This is a genomic window from Fibrobacter sp. UWT2 (assembly GCF_900142545.1).
Taxonomy (GTDB): domain Bacteria; phylum Fibrobacterota; class Fibrobacteria; order Fibrobacterales; family Fibrobacteraceae; genus Fibrobacter.
Window position 1 is genome coordinate 68527 of sequence record NZ_FRBF01000010.1, and the last position, 18094, is coordinate 86620.

The window sequence follows — 18094 nt, forward strand, 5'->3', positions numbered from 1 at the left end:
GGCCAGAAATGACCCGCTTGCAAATTCAACGTCTTCGCAGAGGTCTTAGAATTCCGATTTATGTAGAATCCGTATTGTTGCTTGTTTCGTTCATTGCCGTGCCCGAGTTTTGGCTTGACAAGAATTTGGAACCGGTACACCTTTATTATTTCATATTGGTCTTCTTACCGTTTGTCTATATCATGACGGTGACCGTCCGTTGCTTTGGCCGCGTACTTAAACCGCATAGCCACCTGAGCCTAAAGACTTATCTGATTGTGGCTAGCTACACTCCGGGTTGTATTGTGGCCGGTTCTGCGCAGATTCTCCTTTCGCTTACGACACCGATTTTCTGTTTCTGGTGCACGATGATTATTCTGTTTGTCTATTTGAATTCGCAGAACCAATTGATTTCTACAGACTCTTTGACAGGGCTCCATAACCGTAACCAGCTCGAAAGTTACCTTCTGTCGCAGCATGATTCTATTGACCATTATGTAATCATGGTGGATGTAGACAAATTTAAGCAGATTAACGATACTTATGGACATGTCGAAGGCGATAGGGCCTTGGAGCTTGTTTCCAAGGCGCTGAAGAATGCTTGCTCCCGCCTAGGAAAATCGGCATTCTTGTGCCGCTATGGCGGTGACGAATTTTTGATGGTCGTTCCGACAGAAATGCCTGGAATTGCAGTCCGTGTCATTGAAACCTGTGTGAAAGAAGAAGTTTCGAATCGTCCGGCTTCGCTGACTTATGCCGTAAACGTCAGTTTGGGCTATGCTCTTTGGGATGGTAAAGCTTCTAGCTTTAAGCAAAGCGTTGCCGAAGCCGACTTGATGATGTACGAAGACAAGCGTTCCTAACGCTTATCCTTCCAATTTATTCTTTAAATAATGCCTTGCGGTCCAGGTGAAGTACAGGACGTCTGCAATCACTAGGGCTACGGCGCAGGCGAAAAATACTTGCCTGTGCATTCCGAAATGACCTGCCATGGCGCCGCCCACCAAAATTCCAGAACCGATACCGATGTCCCAACCGCTCAGATAGGTGCTGTTGGCTGTGCCGCGCTGGTCGTGGCGGGCGAGGTTCACGCACATGGTCTGGTAGCCCGGGAAAATCAGGCCGAGGCTTGTGCCAATGAGGAATGCCGCGATAAAGAAGGTCGCGGAAGCGTGGCTCATGGCGAGTATGAAGTAAGCGATTACATTCAGCGTCATGCCTGTGCCAACAAGATGGATCAAGTAACCGCGGTCAATCAAGCGGCCGGTCATGATGCGGTTGAGAATGAGGCCTGCCGCAATGAGTGCGTAGAACCAACCGGAGCCTCCGATGCCAAGTTCCTTGGCATAGAGCGCAATGTAGTTCGTCACGGGACCGTAGGCGAAACCCACGAAAATAAAATTCACGAACTGCGGAATGGCGCGGGTTAAGAAGAATCGGTCCAGCGAAAGGGGCGCATGAGGCTTCTTTTCTTTCGGGGCGATTTTCAAGGTCTGCACCAGAATAAGCCCGATGACGCAAAGGGCAATCGAGATGATGAATACGATGGTGTCGCCGAATGCTTCGTATAGGAACATGCCGGTCATGGGGCCCGTTGCAAATGCGAGGTTCACGCTGATGCCGAAATAGCCGATTCCTTCGCCGCGGCGGCAGGCGGGCAGGGCGTCGATAGCGACCGTGTTGCTCGCGGTACTTGAAATACCGAAGAACAATCCATGCAAAAAGCGGACTGCGGCAAGAATCACGATGATGCTGACGGCCTTGTAGCCCACAAAGCAGGCAGTGAATGCGAAAAAAGTCCAAAAGTACAAGGGCTTTCGACTGAGTGTATCCACTAGGAATCCGGCAAAGGGCCTGCAGGCAAGCGCGCCTATTGTATAAAGCGAGATGATGATGCCTGCCGTGGCATTGTCCGTCTGGAATTTATCAATAATGTAGAGCGGAAGAATCGGGAGCAGCTGGTAAAAGCTGAAGAACAGCAAGAAGTTCGCGGCGGCAACCGTCACGAAATTCCGCGTCCAAAGTGGAGGTTTTTCTTCGGATAATGCGCTTGTCAAATTTCCGTTAGACATGTCCCTTCCTACTGCCTACCGTCTACTTCCTACTTTCTCTCGAGCATCACGATGGTTTCAAGGTGCGGTGTGCCGGGGAACAAGTCCAGCGGCTGCACTTCACGTACTCGGTAGCCGTAGCGTTCCCATTCGCGGAGCGATTCGGGAATTTCGTCGGTGCCGCAGAAAATATGAGCGACGCGGATGGGCTTACGCATGGCGAGAGCGTGAATCACGCCCGGTTCGCAACCCTTGCGCGGCGGGTCCAGAAGAATCTTTTCCGGTTCACCAGGGACCGGCCGCGGAAGCCTCGTCTGTACGAACATTTCGTCGATCTTGCCTGCGATAAAGCGATAGTTTTTCTTGAGGTACTTCGCCGAGGCCTTGGCGCTTTCGATGGATGGACCTTCCCATTCCACGCCCAGTACCGTCTTGGCGGCTTCGCCGAGAGCAAAGCTGAAAAGTCCGTATCCGCAGTACAAATCCAAGAAATGGTCTTCCTTGGTCAGCGAAAGCACGCGGCTAGCGGCCTTGATCAGGTTGTGGATCTGGCTTTCGTTAATCTGGCTGAATCCCGTGACCGGGTATTTGAGGCTAAACTTGCCCAAAGAAAGGCTCATTTCGCGAGGACCAAAAAGCTGTTTGAAGTTCAGCCCTTCGGTGGGGCGCTTGGCTTCCAGGTAGTAATCCGATTCGGTCGTGTCCACGTAGGCGTGGGCGGCGGTTACGTGGAAGGGTGAAGCCTGCAATGCTTCTGAAATCAGCTTGAGCTTGCGCACGACACTTGCATCAATCTTCTTGATGTTGAAAATCACCACGCGATACTGGTAGGTGCCGCGGATAATAATCCAGTTGAGTGCGTAGGCGAGCGGCTTGTAGGCCGGCGTAATCAGCTTCTCAAACAGAAAATCGTAAATCTTGTTGTGTTCTTCGGGTTCCAGCATTGATTCCTGACGGTCGAATTGCAGGTTGCCCGGTTGCATGAACACGCGGCGCTTGCTCGTGGTGCGGTAAGCGCGGGGGAGCGGGCTCGCGATAACTTTTTGTGGGTTTCCGGCAAGGCGGTTTACATCCCAAAATTCGCGGATGGCCTCGTCTTTAATGCGGAGTTCGTCTTTGTAGTCGAGCATGGCGAGCGATTCGCCGTGGGCGGAATCGGCTTCGCGGGTATAGCCCGGAATCTGATGTGCAATGGCTTGTTCGAAGAGCATGAAACAAATTTAGAAATTTTTATATTTCAAGCTAGCTAATAGGAGGAAACATATGGGATTCAAATTCCCTGCTGCAGTCTTGGCTGCATCTGCTTTTCTAGTTCTTTCTGCTTGTGGCGGAAACGGCTCTACGAATACGGAAGACGACCGCTATTCCGAAATAGACGACGAAGGTGGATCCGAGGGTTCCGAAAACAATAAGGGTTCCAGCGGCACTGAAAAGAATAATTCTTCGAGCAGCTATAGCAGTAGCAGCGATAGGTATGTGACGGAATACAGTTCCTCGATTGCATCTGCCGACGAAGTCTTGAATCCGGAAATCTCCTATGGCGAATTGATTGACCTCCGCGATGGCCAGAAGTACAAGACCGTGAAAATCGGCGTCCAGAACTGGATGGCGCAAAATCTGAATGTCAAGACGGAACGCTGCCAACAAAGCCGATATGTGGAAGGACGCCTCTATGAATGGCCCGATGCTGTTGGCCTTGATTCTTCACACAACTATGATTCCTTCGCTAGCGAGATTCAGGATTCCATTCTTCCCGAGAACCACACGGGTATATGTCCTCCTGGTTGGCACATTCCGACTGTTTTGGAATACAAGCAGTTGTTGACCTTTGTCGCTAACAAGGTGGGCGAAGAACATGTGGGTACAGCTCTTAAATCAAAGTTCCCCAACGCTTGGCCCGAAGAAGAAGACGAAGAAAGGCCGACAGATGAGTTTGGCTTTTCGATTGTATTCGTCGGTTATATAACGGATGATCTCCGGTATGCAGGATACAGCGCATCCACTTGGTTTGGCGATGCGACAGAAAACGTTTTCTGGTCTTCCCTCCCTGATATGGGCGGTTATGCCTTCGGTTTGGGTGTCGACAAAACTTCAAAGGCAACTATTGGCGGCTATACCCGAGATGCATATTTGCCGGTACGTTGTCTTGAAAATAGGGACTTTGATGAAGGCAAAACGGCTGCCCCCCAAAAAGGCTCCGTATACGATAGCCTTGAAAATACCTTGACGGATTTACGCGATAACAAAGTCTACAAGACGGTGGTTATCGGTACTCAAATTTGGATGGCAGAGAACCTGAACTATGTAACGGAAGGGGGCTATGCCGATGATTTGGATCGTAGCCGCTGCTTTGGGGACATGCAATTTTATTGTGAAGACTATGGTCGACTTTACCGTTGGTCTGGTGCCATGGATATTCCCTATGTGTACGCCGAAAAGCAATATGACGATACCTTGATGCACCAGGGGCTTTGTCCGCAGGGTTGGCACTTGCCTACGAAGGCTGAATTTGACACGTTGATTTCGCATACAGGCGGCTTCAATCATGCCGGAAAGAATTTAAAGTCCGTCGATTTGTGGCGCAATGGAGCCCCGCTTGAAGATGATTATTCCTTTAATGCCAAGCCTCTTTCCACTTACGATGAATGGGAACGAATAAATAATATCACAGATTACGCCACCTTCTGGAAAACCAACAATCATGCGGACTCTGCAGATGTGTTGTACATTTCGGAGGGGCATGACAATGTTGCCGAAAAGCCTTATCTCAGGTCCAAGTATAAATTCCATGCCGTTCGTTGTCTGAGAAATGAACCTGGTTTTTATGTGTCTCATGCTGTGTATGATAGCTATGTAGATGAACGTGACAGTAAGACTTACAAAACGGTGAAAATCGGCGAAGATACTTGGATGGCCGAGAACCTGGCTTATGCAGGCGACAGCGATCTGCTTGCTGAAGAATCCTGGTGCTATGAAGATGATGAAAGCAACTGCAAGGTTTATGGCCGCCTTTACAGCTGGAATGCGGCGACTCTCAACGGCACAAAGCAGGGCTCGTGCCCCGAAAAATGGCATGTGTCTACCAAGGATGATTGGGAAAATCTCATAAACGCCGTCGGGAACGATCCTAGTGTGGGTAAACTGCTGAAGGATCCTGCCTTCTACAAGAGCGGTCCTATGAACAAGAATGACTACGGCTTCTCGGCTCTTGGTGCGGGCGTTGTCGATACGGCGTATCATGGCCTGGAGACCGAGGCTCATTTCTGGACTGCCAACGCCTACAATGACAGTACTGCCTACTATTATTCGATGGCTGTTGGGTCCAAGAGCGTGACGAAACTGGTCAAGGATAAAAAGCAGGGCCGTTCTGTACGCTGCGTTTTGGATAGGTAAGGGGGAAAACTATGAATCTTATTCTTAAACTTTCGGTGCTTTTGACCGCTACAATGGTTTTGGTGAGCTGCAAAGGAAAAAGCAGCTCGGGACCGTACGATGACGATTTGTATCCGGATGATGGACTTTCTAGCGAGGTGTCCTCCAGTTCGTTAGGGACTTCTAGCAGTTCATCTGCAGGCAATTCAAGCTCCTCGTCTCAGGGCGTGCAGAGTTCTTCGTCTTTGGAGCTGTACTTCTCTTCGTCTTACGAGCAATCATCGTCAAGTCGTGTGGTTGCTGTTCAGGATTTTGATACGACCTTTACGGATCCCAGAGATGGCAAGACGTACAGAACGGTGCTCCTTGGAAGTACGTTGTGGTTCGGACAAAACCTGGATTATGCTCCTGAAGGATACTGCTACCAGGATTACGAACCGAACTGCGCAAAATACGGAAGGCTCTACACCTATGCAGTAGCTAATACCGTTTGCCCTTCGGGCTGGCATCTTCCGTCGCAAAACGAATATGACGGCGCTGTAGCGTTTCTTAAACAGCACTTGGGTGCTCCGGAATATCCGAGTGATTGGACGGAAAATTATCTCGGGGCGACTTTCGGCTGGACGTATGATATGCCTAGCAAGGATCTGTACGGGTTCGCCTTGCTTCCGGCGGGTTATCGCGATCCCAATGGAAACTATTATGACGCAGGTATTGCGGCCCACATGATCACCTCTAACGAAAGTGACCTTAACGGCGGGTATCCTTTTAGGCGAGCCTATCAAACCTACAAAACCGATGATAGCGTGGTGCATTTTAGCATCATTGACTTTGTGAATGCCGCCGGTAATTATGATAATGCGTATTCCGTGCGTTGCATCAAGGACAATTCCGTAGCTTTGCCTGCTGGTATTGACGAAGTTCGAGCCGGCCCGAGAGTCGTTGAAGATTGGACCGAACCCCCGGCTATTCAGAAATATACGGGGCCTTTTGGCGAATATGTGGATGAACGTGATGGGCACGTTTATAATACGATTGAAACTGATAGCCAAGTCTGGATGTCCAGCAACATCAATTATGCGACGGAAAATAGCGCTTGCTATGAAAGAAGCGAATCCTATTGTGATTTCTTGGGGCGCCTGTATAAGCAGAGTGATATTTTCGAGGCTTGTCCCGAAGGCTGGAGAATTCCTTCGACTAATGATTGGGATAAGCTGAAGGCTTATGCGATTGCGACGAACGGAGGAATTGAATCTGTCGAACCGTTGCTCAAGTCGACAACCCGCTGGGGTGCGGACCGGTCCTTTGCATACGATGCCTTGGGCTTGACTATTTACCCTGCTGGGGTAAAGAAGGAACGAGCTGGGGATTACGTGTCTTACGGATACATTGCTATTTACTATACAGTCGACTCCTCGGCCTCGGATACGACCCGTATCTTGTCGGTTACCACTCTCGACAAAACATTTAAAATAGGTGCTTCTATGTCTTATTACACGGATTACTGGCTTTCGATCCGCTGTATGAAGGACAAGGAATAGCTGATTGTACAAAAAAGACCCTTCCGAAGAAGGGTCTAAGAGCGGCGGACCGGGATCGAACCGGCAACCATTAGCTTGGAAGGCTAAGGCTCTACCATTGAGCTACCGCCGCGAGCAAGTCCAATTATACAAAAATCCGCCTATTTTCAAAGGGGTTCGTTAAAAAGTTCTTGCATTTTTTATTAAAAAAACTATATTTACCGCCACAATAACAATTTTACCTAGAGGTAGCTTAACTTGGCGTTACAAAACCCCCGCGACCGTCGCATGCCGAACAGACAGAGTGACGGAACCCGCATTAACGAAGACATTCGCATTTCCCCGATCCGTCTTGTAAAGGAAGATGGCGAGGCCGTCATCATGGATACCAAACAGGCTCTCCAGATGGCCAAGGACGCCGGACTGGACCTGGTGGAAGTGTCTCCCAATGCTAAGCCGCCTGTATGCCGTATCATCAACTACGGCAAGTTCAAGTTTGAACAGATCAAGAAGGCCAAGGCCGCAAAGGCCAAGCAGCACGTGGTGAAGCTTAAAGAAATCAAGATGCACCCGAAGACTGCCGAGAACGACTACCTGTACAGGATCAAGCAGGCCGCTGAGTTCTTGCAGGATGGCATGAAGGTCAAGCTTATTATGCAGTTCCGTGGGCGCGAAATGGCGCACATGGACTACGGCAAACGCCTGATGGAGCGTGCTAAAGAAGACTTGCTCCAGTACGGCGATCTGGAAATGGACTCCAGGGTCGAAGGCAACACAATGCTTTCTATCTATGGTCCAAAACGCGGTGCAGGTACTGCCAAAAAGCAGGCCCCGGCACCAAAGCCCGTAACCGAGCCCATGGCAGCAGGTGAGGCTTCAACTTAATAACCTAAAGAGGTAAAAATGCCTAAGATGAAAACACACAGCGGTGCTAAGAAGCGCTTCCGCCTGACTGGCTCCGGCCACGTCAAGTTCAAGCGTGCTGGCATGCGCCACATTCTTGCCAAGATGTCCACGAAGCGTAAGCGTAACCTGCGTAAGGGCGCTCTCGTTAAGAAAGTTGATGTTTACCATGTCAAGCGTCTGCTTGTCGTTGCATAAGGAGTGTAAGAATGCCACGCGCTAAAACCAGAGTTCCTTCCCGCGAACGCCGCAAAAGAATCCTCAAGGCCGCCAAGGGTTTCTATGGCCGTCGCAAGAGCAACCTTCGCCTTGCCATTGACGCCGTAGCCCACGCCGGTCAGTATGCCTACGCTCACCGCCGCGACAAGAAGGGTGACTTCCGCTCTCTGTGGATCACTCGTCTCAATGCCGCTGTTCGTGAACTCGGCATCAGCTACAGCCAGTTCATTTACAAGCTTTCCAAGGCCAACATCAAGATGAACCGCAAGGTTCTCGCCGATATGGCCGTCGCCGATCCGGAAGCATTTGCCAAGGTCGTCGAAACTGTGAAGGCTGCTTAATTGAGCTGAAGCCTAGCTTCATCTTCACGCGAGAAATTGCACCCTGCTCTAAACGAGCGGGGTGCTTTTTTGCTGGAGAATGTGCAGCAGGCCTTAACTAAAGATGTTGCTCATCAGCATCGCGGAGCATACTACAAAGACCATTACCGTAATCATTCCGAGAATTTTCCATTTTAGGGAGAACCCGTTCTGGTTAACACCAAGCCCAACATAAGGCAGAAAACTAAGTAGGGCGGGCATAATATAGCGGAAATCGTTGCTGCAGGCATAAGGATATTTGTAGCGGCAGTAGGCGAGAGCGGCGAGGAATGCGACTCCTTGAATGAACAAAATCCAATGGTAAATGTCAAGCTTAGTTTTCCACCAGCCTCGAATTGCGAAAATGATTAATCCGAGTAGCGATAGGCTCATTAACAATGCAAGGGTGTTTCCGGTTGAAGTGTTGACTAGTTTCCATTCACCAAATAAAGATGACTTTAAAGCGAAATTAAGGAAGTATTCCCTGCCGAACCCATCGGCCCATCCGTTGGTGTAAGGTTCCGTCAAAAATGATTTCAAATCGAAATACAGATAGTTCTTTGCTTCGTTACCGACTCTTAGGCTAGAATTTAAACTGCTTGCGTTGGCGACGAAATTACCGTCATGAGATAAATGCCCTGCGACAATTCCAATAAAAACAAGCGACAGTAAAACCCATCCGACAATTTCTGTTTTGTAGGGGCGATGCAGCTGATTCGTTTTTACAAAGCCGATAAAGGCGAATAAGATTACAAGACCGATAGTGACGTAGCCTGTGGATTTTGTCCAAACCGCAAGTGCTGCGCTTGTGGTTGCGACAATGAGGTGTAGCCCTTTTCCGTTTTTGATATAGTTGAATCCAGCTAATAGGCATGCAACATGTAATGCATAGAATAGTTGATCGTTTCCGATTCTTGGTGCGACTAGGAGTAGGGTGGGCCAAACGGTCCAAAGTATAGCCGCAATTTGCAGAGGAATGCCGGAAACAAATTTTTTCAATATGATTAAACCGCATAACAGTAAGAAGATTGAGAGGGCTAGGCTGAACGCCTGTACTCCTGAACTAGAGGCATAGCCAATCAGCCCGCTAAGCAAAAATGAAGGAACTGCGCTTGTGTAGTAAACGGGTGGGTGGTAACAAGTCCAACAGTCTTTTGCGTCAGGAATAGAATGATTGTCTACGATATATTGAATATAGGAGAGGTGACCTTCCACGTCCATCGTAAACTGGGTGTATGGCATGGCGTAGAACATCGCAAAACGTAGGAATACACCGATAAGAATACATAGAAGTAAAAATCTATTCAGCTTAAAACGCTTCGCGATCGATGCCACGGTTAATCCTGTGAAAATCGCTATCATCAGCTTCATAAAGAACAATAGCGTACTGTAATCTTTCGGGAAAATGTTGATTCCTGCGATTCCTCCTTTGTTCATCAAGTTTATTTCGTAATGAGTCCTGTTTCCTACGCGATGCGGTGATGTAACGGAGTCTTTAAGCCAAAAGCCTTTGCCGAAGTTGCATCGGTCGTAGTTCATTAAAGAAATTGCGTTGCCATTGACGATAATGGATTCTGCGCAATCATCGGGAATAATGTTGATGTCGTAGGGTGCATTTAACGGATTGGACACAACAAAGCTGACGCTGAATCTTTCGCCTACACCCATACTTTGCGATAGTGGGAGTATAATGGGGCTCTCTGTAAGTCCTTGGTGCAGAACGATGTTTTCTACTCGAACCTGTCCGTAATGGAGAATGCCGAAGCATATTAGAATGCCGATGACGCAATAGAGTTCTAAAGACTTGGATAAATTTTTCATGGTTATTTCTTCTCGTGATAATCTTCTTCAGTGTTTACATTCCAGAGATTGGTCTTGTCGGAGAAGCCTTCGCGTATGCACGTGACCGCTTCCATGGCGGTAAGCATGCTGTGGTCCATGTTGTTGTATTTGTGCATGCCGTTACGGCCCATGGGGAATAGGTTTTCGATGGTGTCGAGATAGTCGCGAATCTTCGCGAATTCTCCGTAAGTTCCGAAGTAGGCGGGGTATGCCTTTTTGATGTGGTATACTACAGAATCTCGGACAGACTGAGGCTTTGCGACGTGAATCTTGTCCAGCTCGTTAATTGCTAATTGAATGAAATCGGCGTCCGGCATTGTCCACATGTCATCGCCCTCGTTGACAAAATATTCAAGTCCAATCCAGATTTTGGATGGGTCGCTAACTAGGTAAGGACTCCAGTTGTTGAATATCTGAATGCGACCCAATTTCACGTCACTTTCCTGAACATAAATCCAGTTGTCGGTCGTGCCAATTTCCAATTTGTCAAGCAGTAGCCCTACAGTTATAAAGTCGCGATAAACGAGACCTTCTGAAATTTGCCTGATTTCTGTTGGCACGGGAGTTGCTCCGTTAGACAACGCTGCGATTAAGTCTTTTACCGGCATGGTGCTGAGAAAATAATCGCATGGATAGGTCGCTTTTGTGATTAAACCATCTGCATCGGTGCTCTCAACGACGACACTTTCTATGCGGTTGCCATTCTTGTTGCGGTTCACGCCAACAATTTTCGCATTCATGTGAATTTCTCCTCCCAACTCCGTCACTTTCCCGGCGACGGTTTCCCAAAGCTGACCAGGACCGAATTTCGGATAGAGAAATTGTTTGATAAGGCTTGTTTCGGTGTCTTTCTGATGGATGTCGGAGGAATTTGCGAATGTTTGTTTGAGTGCGTGAAGAATGGTCTTGGTGATAGAAAGCCCCTTGATACGTTGGCCGCCCCATTCTGGACTAATCTTGTTGCAGGGAACTCCCCAAAGTTTTTCGGTGTAGTCCCTAAAGAATGTTCGATAGAGCTCGACGCCAAAGCGGTTTATCATAAAATCTTCAAGGCTTTTTTCTTTGCGTTTGGGGAGTAGCTGCACTTTCAGGTAACTCATGCCAATCTTGAACATCCGCCAAAGACCTAGATTGCGAATGGTGTCTCGGTTTAAACTGATGGGGTAATCAAATAGCTTTCTTAAGAAGAGAATCCGGGAAAGTCGACTGCGACAAAGCATTACCAAGTCGTCCTTCTCCGGATTGGGCTCATTCGGAGATTCTAAGGGCAATATATCTAGCCACCAACTCATAACGGAGTCATTCTTACTAAAGAATCTGTGCCCGCCAATATCCATTCGATTCCCGTTGTGGTTGACTGTGCGCGAAATTCCACCGATGATATCGTCCATCTCGAAAATAAGGGGCTTTATATCTGTTGTACGGAGCAATTCTAAGGCTGCAGTCAATCCTGCTGGACCTGCGCCTGCGATAATGGCAATTTTATTAGTCTCTTTTCCCGAAGTCATCCGTTTTCTTTTCCTTAAATAAGATCAGTTTACGACTGCAAAAATTCCACAACAAGACTATGGTGGCGGCAATCATCTTCGAAATCATTTCTTGTACGCAGAAAAAGTTGACTAGTAGCAACATCAATAGTTCGTTGATTCCAACACCGATGAAACCCACAATGGCGAATACGGAAAACTCTGCTAGTTTTCGATTTTCTAGTCGTCGTTCGCAATCGGAGAATACCCAGCTTATGCTTAGGGCGTAATTTAAAGTGAGCCCAGCTATTAAACCCATAAGGTTTGCTAGCAGATAATGCCATTCAAGGGCGTACAGGCAGAGTGCGAAAAGCCCGAAATCAATGACAAAGGCGAATCCACCCACTAGAGAGTAACGTGCTAGTTGGGCTAGCACCATACAAAACGCAGACATCACTCGGAAATTCTGTTAATTAACTATAAAAGCAACGAACCTCTAAACCACTCCCCATAAGGGTTCGCCTTCGGACTGGGGCTGTAGTTTCCATCTTCACATTTCCAGAATTCGCTTTCATAAGTTTTGTGGTTGACTTGCGGTTCCGTTGACATTATTTCATTTTCGCAATCTTCAATTAGGAAGAATACAGAAAAATAATCATCAGTAGAGACACATTCCCCACTAGGTTTCACTTTCGTGAATTCCAGTTCGCCATCGGCAACATGACTCAAAACACTTCCAGTAAGCAAGCCGCCGCCATCTACAAACGTTATAAAGTATTGGCAACTTTCATTCTTTTCTTTTAGACGATTTTTCATTATTTTCGCCGTCATCGGAAAACACCGTGAAACGTCGTTTTCTTCAATTTTAACTAAAGGCGATTTTAGCTCCATCGTGTTTACATTCAACGTCAATTCCGCAAAATCTATACAATTCATACTTGGCAATCCGTTGTATGCAATTACATGTTCGTCAAAAGAAAGCTGTTCAACACTCGAAGCATACTGCAAGACATAATTTTCGAGTGTTTGATCATATTTGATTGTTATTGCCGTATCGCTAGGAGATATAGTTGACAAAGGCTCTCGCCCGCCAGCACTAAAAGAGCTTGAACTTTCACCCCCTTTTGACGAAGAAGACGGTGTTACCCCTCTACCCGTTGAATTTTGGGCATTCCTTGACATTTCAAAACACCGATTTGTAGCGATAGCGCTAAAATAAGTTATCAAGATATTCGCAGAATCAGATCCTATTGCCTTTACTCGACAAGCGGCATCAAATGCTCCTTCCTTACAACCTTCACTAAGGCTAAAGAATTCGCTATTAGACTTATTATCGCAATTAGTCTTGAACTCGGCAAAAGCAGAATCACAGGATTGTTCGAGTCCTTCCGCTTTCAAGGTTGTCACCGCAACAGAACCGGAAATTTGTATGGTCATCGCTATGGAAGCACTATCCGCGGTACACTCTGCACGAGCGCCCGAGCCATCATCCAAAACGGCCAACCTACCTCCGTCTATTTTGGCATATGCAGCCTCGTTCAAATCCAAGCCATAATCATACCAATCGTTCACCTGTTTCTCTAAAAGAGCATTCTGGTCTTCGATTGTACCGCCAGATACCTTGTTCGATTCAGAACAAGATTCCAGCAACAAAGTAAGCGAACAAAGCAATAGTAATCCGGAATCAAATCTCATTGTCAAGAAACCCTAAAAAATTCCTTACTCGTTCCAAGTTGTGTCGCAGACCATTTCGTTTTCCGTATCGCCTTGGCAATGCACGGTAGGCAATTCTTCCGCTTCGGGGAGATTTGCAATAAACGATTCGCATTCGCCCTTGAATGTATTGGCGATAGTCCTGAGTTCAGTCTGGTCCGCGGCCTTGACTACACAGGACATTTCGAGGGAAGCGCCGCAACCGTCATTGTAAATCCTATAAATGCCGCCTTTCTCGTTGCATTCGGCAACAAAATCTATGCTATCGGACACACAAAGTTCCGTCTTTCCTGCAAAGGTTTTATAGTGCAAATCCTGCATATAAAGCGACCCTTCGTTTTCCTTGAGGAGAATGGTTGCATCATCGTATTGATCAAGAATGGTGCTATAGCCAGGAATCTTTTCCTTTTTAGACTTGTAAAAGGAAATACCTTTTTCTTCATCATACAGATTTACCCAACAACTTCCGCTGGACTTTATCTCGTTGTACACAACTTCCTTCCCGGTCGTAAACGTAAACAAGACCGGCGAGAGAGTGAGCGTCGGATCATCTGTCGGTGTCACGTCGTTAACATCGTCAGAAACAACAGCCTTATTGCTACTCCCAAAGGAATCCAGCATACTGTTCATGAACGCGATGTCAGCATCGGACAGTGTTTCCGCAGTGGAGTCTATTCCAACGGAAGTTCCCGCTCCTTTATCTTCGGAGCAAGCAGCAAGAGCAATCACTGCTGCGGCAGAAATAATGATTCGTTTATTCATGGTTATGCTCCTTATTTTTAAGTGAGGTTTCATTGTTCTGAATTTTTTCTGTAAGCGGGAACATTTGCATATTCAATCGGTACACTCGGTTTCCGCCCTTTTTTGCTGTCGCAATAGATATGATTCTTTTGCGACAAGTTTCCAGTTCTTTTAAAATTTCGGCATAGTCTTCATCGTCTATTCCCATAGTGATGCCCGTAAAATTTCTCTCATCTATGGGGTATTTTTCAATAGCTTCTTTTGCAAAATCAGCCATTTCCTTATGCATTTCGCGAACGAGCACCGGCATGGCGGCAACTGACATCTGAAGCGACCGATCCACCTGCTCGTACACATCATCCGCAGTCTTCTTCAAGAACTTCGCTCGGGTCAAAAACGCCAACGCATTGCGAACTTCCTCGGCTGAGAAAGCACCTCCACACGCCTTGGCAACTTCCAAAGGCTTCGCTCCGGGCATCATGGGAGCAAGTTCGCGCAACACAGGATATTTCCACGATTCGTAAAAAGAGACTGATTCCCCCTCTAAAACACGAACCTTGTGAGCACAGGCAATTTCCTTCATTTCTGTATAGGCGGCCTTTTTGTCAGCATCACTCTTTGCCTGTCCAAATTTCACAAGTTGTCTAAAATACTCTCTTTCTGCACCCACAAGCTCCATCGCGTCAGCGGCACGTTCTATTCCATTCTTCGACAAGCCACTCTTGCCTTCACACACAAGTTTCATATAATTGGGTGAAGTAAATCCGCCCTTCTTTGTAAAATCACGCCAAGAAAAAGCAGACGTCCGCTTTTTCCATTGGTAGTAATCGTTCATGAACGAACGGTAATCTTCGTACTCAATCACAGATTTCATTATATCTTAAATATACCGATTTATTATGTGGGTGAGAGATGTGATTCTATACAAAAATTACGATTTTAATTCAAAATGTATAATTTTGCGTATAAAATCAAGAAACGGGAAATTTTTTATACGGGATGGGTAAAGAAAAACCACTAGCGAGGCTAGTGGTTCAAAAGATTTATGGTTTCAGAGCAAGAAACTCTTCTTCAATAGACTTGTTTTTTTTTGCGATAATTACAAAGCTTCGACTTCTGCTTGAGTAAGTCCTGACGCTGCGACAATTTTTTCAATGGGAACATCCATGGTTTTAAGTGCCCGAGCCATTTCGCGAGCCTTTTTTTGTTCGCCTTCAGCAAGGACAATTGCACGGGCGCGAACCCTTGCCAATGCCATACGGTCCAATTGCTCTTCCGTAAATACCATGTCGTCTGCCTGTTCCTTGAGTAGTTTGTCTGACGCTTTGTTTACCAGCAGCCTGTTGATTGCCTTTGCAATGACATCGTCATTGAAATCTGGGAGGTTTTCGGCCGAGCCCGCATGCTTGAGCAAGTAAAGCCAGCGGTCCTCATCATTTTTGAGGTCTTCAAAGGTCTTGGTGAACTTCGTCAGATCATACATAATATACTTAATCTTTTCGCTCAATGTCAAGCCTTTCTCGTTTCGTACCGCCCAGGTCCCACGAAAGTCGTTTTGTTTGCCCACAGGAAAGTCGCAAATCCAAATGGCGTACGTGGGTGGAATTTCATATCGATGAACTTCACGCTTGGCGCGTTCTTCGTCAGAAATGTCTACGGAAAGTTGGCCGAAATTAATCTGGTCCCATTCATATTTACTTTGTAGTACAAAAGCGCTGTGCTGCAAAAGGACTCGATCCACAAAATAGTCCGGCCTAGCTTTCTGCATTTCGACATTAAAACAAAGTCCGTTTGAAGTTGTGGCACGGATGTCGAGTCTGAACTGCTTTACAGCGGGGAAGATGATGTTGATTTCGGTGTTCTTGATAACTACGGATTCAATCCTGTTTCTTTCATCTGTCTGAAAGACACCGTTCAAGAAACTGAGAAGGGTGTGTTCGTCGCTCAAGAAAGCCTTGAAACCTGCGTCGTAAAGTGGATTGATATACTTGTGTTTCTTGATTTCTTCGACAGTTTTCTCAACTAGAAATTCGTGGCTGAGATTCCTGTTGACCAAGTTTATCGGCAAAATGCCGTTGTTTTCAGAAGTCATTTCTTTTCCAAAAGCCGGGTACGCCCCCGTTGGGCGAATAAGGACTGTCCCTATCTTTATATATACACGCTTTTTTCGAGCAGTTGAGGGTCGTTTTTGATGTAAAAAGATGTTTGCTATTGGGGATGGGTGGGTGGGGAATGCTAGAGCGGGAAAAGGGATTGATTCGTCGCTAGTCTCCGGTCTGCGACCGGCTAGCTCCTCACCCTGGCGGGCCTCCCGCCCTTTAGGGCGTGAGTTCCTAAATAATTCGCACGCGCTTCGCGCAACTCATTATTTAGTCGGCCCCTCTTCTCGTCTCCGAGTCCCGTCACGCGAATAAAAAAGAACGCCACCGTTAAGGTGGCGTTTCTTTTTTAGAGCGGGAAAAGGGACTCGGACCCTCGACCCCGACCTTGGCAAGGTCGTGCTCTACCAACTGAGCTATTCCCGCGGGGTGACCCAATTATAGAATAATAAATTCACTATGTCAAGGGCTTATGCAGAGAAAAAATCAAAATTCCGTTCTTTTTGCCCCTTAATTCGAAAAATCCGGCTTTTACGCTCAAAAAACCGTGGGGGAGGGGTAGTGGCAGGCGTATATAAAGGTCTTCGGAAATCAAGAAATCCTGGCCGAGTTTGGAGCAGAGGGTTTGGATTCGGGAGGTGGTGTTCAGTACGTCGCCGTGGTAGGCCATTTCGCTGCCGAAGTTTCCGACTTCGGTGGAGATGACTTTCCCGCAGTGGGCGGCCGCCTTGAATGCGGGGACTACGCCGTAGCGTTTCTTGAACTTGTATGCAGTGCGTTCCAGGCATTCGGCAAAATCGTAAAAGCAGTCGATGGGTCTGGCCTGTTTTCGGCAGTCGCTGATCTTCCAGGTCAGGAAGACTCCGATGCAGTGCGTTCCAGGCATTCGGCAAAATCGTAAAAGCAGTCGATGGGTCTGGCCTGTTTTCGGCAGTCGCTGATCTTCCAGGTCAGGAAGACTCCGTCGCCTGCAATCTGGTAAATTTCGCCGTGGTTTTCTTCGCAGCAGTTTGAAAGCAGACGGTAGTAGTCACGGATAAAGTTGCTGTACTTGACGTGTCCCAGTTCTTCGGCGATTTCGGTGGAATGCTTCATGTCGATAAACATGAATACCAGGTCTTCTTCTTTGGGATCCTGGTTTTTGCCGAGCAGGGTGTTGATGAAGACGCGGGTTCCGAATTTCTTGTGGACCGAACGGATAAAGGTAATCAGGTGTCCGAGCATAAACAGCTCGAATATCAGAATGTGGGTCTTGGGCTGTTTAAAGACGTTCTGTACGTGCTGCAGGGCGGCTTCGTTAATCAGGCCTTCGCTGCGGTCGATATCCCAAATGAGAATGCAGAGAATGAGGTTTGCGCAGATGCTTGCCAAGAAAAACCAGGAACGGATAATGAGGGCCGCTGCAACGGGCCTTTTGTCCATTTCGTCTTGCAGAATCATCACGTCGTAAATGGCGTGAGAAAGGCCTGTGAGTAGGGACAACTGCAGCATGAATAGCATCCGGGTCGAATCAAATCCGTTGCCGGAGCCGTAAGTCAAAAGGGCCGAGGCGCTCAAGGTAAAAGCAACCCAGGTCAAGATATAGAAAGCAATCGCTTTGCACTTACGCTGCGTTAATCGGGTAATGGCCATAGCACCTTCAGTGGATAAATAGCGGCAACGCCCAAATCATGGCGATAATGATGATGTCTTTGTACGATTCGTCCAAAAGAAGGGTCGATGCCAAAAAGAAGATGGTGGTAGATAACGTCAGGAAAATCAGGAGCGGGATCCGCTTCTTCAATTTTTTCTTGAAATTATTTTTTTTCCTGGTATCCATATCTATCTATA

General features: G+C 47.3%; 18 protein-coding genes and 2 tRNA genes. 6 read left to right on the top strand and 14 right to left on the bottom strand.

What is annotated here, in order from left to right:
• Positions 1 to 8: 8 nt before the first annotated feature.
• Positions 9 to 842, top strand: a complete 834-nt coding sequence (locus BUA40_RS14795) for a GGDEF domain-containing protein (RefSeq protein ID WP_255369259.1) — start codon at positions 9 to 11, stop codon at positions 840 to 842.
• A 3-nt stretch (positions 843 to 845) separates the two neighbouring features.
• On the opposite strand, the gene BUA40_RS08655 is transcribed toward BUA40_RS14795, so the two are convergent.
• Together BUA40_RS08655 and BUA40_RS08660 are read right to left on the bottom strand one after the other, a co-directional pair.
• Positions 846 to 2051, bottom strand: coding sequence for an MFS transporter (locus BUA40_RS08655; protein ID WP_072800238.1), 1206 nt, complete (start codon positions 2049 to 2051; stop codon positions 846 to 848).
• Between the two features lie 29 nt (positions 2052 to 2080).
• A complete protein-coding gene (locus BUA40_RS08660; protein ID WP_072800239.1) occupies positions 2081 to 3241 on the bottom strand; it encodes a class I SAM-dependent RNA methyltransferase in 1161 nt (386 codons plus the stop codon).
• A 52-nt stretch (positions 3242 to 3293) separates the two neighbouring features.
• Here BUA40_RS08660 and BUA40_RS08665 point away from each other — a divergent pair, with 52 nt between their 5' ends.
• Together BUA40_RS08665 and BUA40_RS08670 are read left to right on the top strand one after the other, a co-directional pair.
• Positions 3294 to 5423, top strand: a complete 2130-nt coding sequence (locus tag BUA40_RS08665; protein WP_072800240.1) for an FISUMP domain-containing protein — start codon at positions 3294 to 3296, stop codon at positions 5421 to 5423.
• A gap of 11 nt (positions 5424 to 5434) precedes the next feature.
• A complete protein-coding gene (locus tag BUA40_RS08670; RefSeq protein WP_072800241.1) occupies positions 5435 to 6943 on the top strand; it encodes an FISUMP domain-containing protein in 1509 nt (502 codons plus the stop codon).
• 40 nt (positions 6944 to 6983) lie between these two features.
• Here BUA40_RS08670 and BUA40_RS08675 read toward each other — a convergent pair.
• Positions 6984 to 7055: transfer RNA gene (locus BUA40_RS08675), tRNA-Gly, on the bottom strand.
• 125 nt (positions 7056 to 7180) lie between these two features.
• On the opposite strand from BUA40_RS08675, the gene infC reads away from it, so the two are divergent.
• The 3 genes from infC to rplT are packed head-to-tail and all read left to right on the top strand — an operon-like array spanning position 7181 to position 8385.
• Entirely contained in the window at positions 7181 to 7807 is a 627-nt protein-coding gene (infC, locus tag BUA40_RS08680) for a translation initiation factor IF-3 (protein WP_233247974.1), read from the top strand.
• 18 nt (positions 7808 to 7825) lie between these two features.
• On the top strand, positions 7826 to 8023 hold the full coding sequence (gene rpmI / locus BUA40_RS08685; protein WP_072800243.1) for a 50S ribosomal protein L35: 198 nt from the start codon (positions 7826 to 7828) through the stop codon (positions 8021 to 8023).
• 11 nt (positions 8024 to 8034) lie between these two features.
• On the top strand, positions 8035 to 8385 hold the full coding sequence (rplT, locus tag BUA40_RS08690) for a 50S ribosomal protein L20 (RefSeq protein ID WP_072800244.1): 351 nt from the start codon (positions 8035 to 8037) through the stop codon (positions 8383 to 8385).
• Positions 8386 to 8478: 93 nt separating this feature from the next.
• On the opposite strand, the gene BUA40_RS08695 is transcribed toward rplT, so the two are convergent.
• The 11 genes from BUA40_RS08695 to BUA40_RS08745 all read right to left on the bottom strand — a co-directional run bounded on the left by BUA40_RS08695 (position 8479) and on the right by BUA40_RS08745 (position 18083).
• Positions 8479 to 10224, bottom strand: a complete 1746-nt coding sequence (locus tag BUA40_RS08695; protein ID WP_072800245.1) for a hypothetical protein — start codon at positions 10222 to 10224, stop codon at positions 8479 to 8481.
• Between the two features lie 2 nt (positions 10225 to 10226).
• Positions 10227 to 11753, bottom strand: a complete 1527-nt coding sequence (locus tag BUA40_RS08700; protein WP_072800246.1) for an NAD(P)/FAD-dependent oxidoreductase — start codon at positions 11751 to 11753, stop codon at positions 10227 to 10229.
• Positions 11731 to 12165: a GtrA family protein gene (locus tag BUA40_RS08705; protein ID WP_072800247.1), complete on the bottom strand. Its 435-nt coding sequence runs from the start codon at positions 12163 to 12165 to the stop codon at positions 11731 to 11733. The genes BUA40_RS08700 and BUA40_RS08705 overlap by 23 nt, the downstream gene beginning before the upstream one ends.
• A gap of 23 nt (positions 12166 to 12188) precedes the next feature.
• The gene (locus tag BUA40_RS08710) at positions 12189 to 13406 is read right to left on the bottom strand and encodes a hypothetical protein (protein WP_072800248.1); all 1218 of its coding nucleotides are present in this window, start codon (positions 13404 to 13406) and stop codon (positions 12189 to 12191) included.
• Between the two features lie 24 nt (positions 13407 to 13430).
• A complete protein-coding gene (locus BUA40_RS08715) occupies positions 13431 to 14186 on the bottom strand; it encodes a hypothetical protein (RefSeq protein WP_255369260.1) in 756 nt (251 codons plus the stop codon).
• Positions 14179 to 15039 carry a TIGR02147 family protein gene (locus BUA40_RS08720; protein WP_072800249.1) on the bottom strand — a complete coding sequence of 287 codons (861 nt, stop codon included), beginning with the start codon at positions 15037 to 15039 and terminating at the stop codon, positions 14179 to 14181. Before BUA40_RS08720 ends, BUA40_RS08715 begins: the two co-directional genes overlap by 8 nt.
• 225 nt (positions 15040 to 15264) lie before the next feature.
• Positions 15265 to 16257 carry a PD-(D/E)XK nuclease family transposase gene (locus BUA40_RS08725; RefSeq protein WP_072800250.1) on the bottom strand — a complete coding sequence of 331 codons (993 nt, stop codon included), beginning with the start codon at positions 16255 to 16257 and terminating at the stop codon, positions 15265 to 15267.
• 360 nt (positions 16258 to 16617) lie between these two features.
• Positions 16618 to 16690, bottom strand: a tRNA-Gly gene (locus BUA40_RS08730).
• A gap of 31 nt (positions 16691 to 16721) precedes the next feature.
• Positions 16722 to 17150: a hypothetical protein gene (locus BUA40_RS08735; protein ID WP_072800251.1), complete on the bottom strand. Its 429-nt coding sequence runs from the start codon at positions 17148 to 17150 to the stop codon at positions 16722 to 16724.
• Complete coding sequence (locus BUA40_RS08740; protein WP_072800252.1) at positions 17117 to 17896, bottom strand: adenylate/guanylate cyclase domain-containing protein; 780 nt, start codon at positions 17894 to 17896, stop codon at positions 17117 to 17119. The genes BUA40_RS08735 and BUA40_RS08740 overlap by 34 nt, the downstream gene beginning before the upstream one ends.
• A 7-nt stretch (positions 17897 to 17903) precedes the next feature.
• Positions 17904 to 18083 (bottom strand): hypothetical protein, encoded by a 180-nt coding sequence (locus BUA40_RS08745; protein WP_072800253.1) that lies wholly within the window; start codon positions 18081 to 18083, stop codon positions 17904 to 17906.
• Positions 18084 to 18094: the final 11 nt, after the last annotated feature.

What these genes read in the sequence shown, in the direction of transcription:
- BUA40_RS08710 (WP_072800248.1), bottom strand. Translation starts at nt 13,406, where the DNA reads ATGAGATTTGATTCCGGATTACTATTGCTTTGTTCGCTTACTTTGTTG.
- BUA40_RS08695 (WP_072800245.1), bottom strand. Translation starts at nt 10,224, where the DNA reads ATGAAAAATTTATCCAAGTCTTTAGAACTCTATTGCGTCATCGGCATT.
- BUA40_RS08745 (WP_072800253.1), bottom strand. Translation starts at nt 18,083, where the DNA reads ATGGATACCAGGAAAAAAAATAATTTCAAGAAAAAATTGAAGAAGCGG.
- BUA40_RS08715 (WP_255369260.1), bottom strand. Translation starts at nt 14,186, where the DNA reads ATGAATAAACGAATCATTATTTCTGCCGCAGCAGTGATTGCTCTTGCT.
- BUA40_RS14795 (WP_255369259.1), top strand. Translation starts at nt 9, where the DNA reads ATGACCCGCTTGCAAATTCAACGTCTTCGCAGAGGTCTTAGAATTCCG.
- BUA40_RS08725 (WP_072800250.1), bottom strand. Translation starts at nt 16,257, where the DNA reads ATGACTTCTGAAAACAACGGCATTTTGCCGATAAACTTGGTCAACAGG.
- BUA40_RS08655 (WP_072800238.1), bottom strand. Translation starts at nt 2,051, where the DNA reads ATGTCTAACGGAAATTTGACAAGCGCATTATCCGAAGAAAAACCTCCA.
- BUA40_RS08720 (WP_072800249.1), bottom strand. Translation starts at nt 15,039, where the DNA reads ATGAAATCTGTGATTGAGTACGAAGATTACCGTTCGTTCATGAACGAT.
- BUA40_RS08660 (WP_072800239.1), bottom strand. Translation starts at nt 3,241, where the DNA reads ATGCTCTTCGAACAAGCCATTGCACATCAGATTCCGGGCTATACCCGC.
- BUA40_RS08700 (WP_072800246.1), bottom strand. Translation starts at nt 11,753, where the DNA reads ATGACTTCGGGAAAAGAGACTAATAAAATTGCCATTATCGCAGGCGCA.
- BUA40_RS08740 (WP_072800252.1), bottom strand. Translation starts at nt 17,896, where the DNA reads ATGGCCATTACCCGATTAACGCAGCGTAAGTGCAAAGCGATTGCTTTC.
- BUA40_RS08735 (WP_072800251.1), bottom strand. Translation starts at nt 17,150, where the DNA reads ATGCCTGGAACGCACTGCATCGGAGTCTTCCTGACCTGGAAGATCAGC.
- BUA40_RS08670 (WP_072800241.1), top strand. Translation starts at nt 5,435, where the DNA reads ATGAATCTTATTCTTAAACTTTCGGTGCTTTTGACCGCTACAATGGTT.
- BUA40_RS08665 (WP_072800240.1), top strand. Translation starts at nt 3,294, where the DNA reads ATGGGATTCAAATTCCCTGCTGCAGTCTTGGCTGCATCTGCTTTTCTA.
- rpmI (WP_072800243.1), top strand. Translation starts at nt 7,826, where the DNA reads ATGCCTAAGATGAAAACACACAGCGGTGCTAAGAAGCGCTTCCGCCTG.
- BUA40_RS08705 (WP_072800247.1), bottom strand. Translation starts at nt 12,165, where the DNA reads ATGTCTGCGTTTTGTATGGTGCTAGCCCAACTAGCACGTTACTCTCTA.
- rplT (WP_072800244.1), top strand. Translation starts at nt 8,035, where the DNA reads ATGCCACGCGCTAAAACCAGAGTTCCTTCCCGCGAACGCCGCAAAAGA.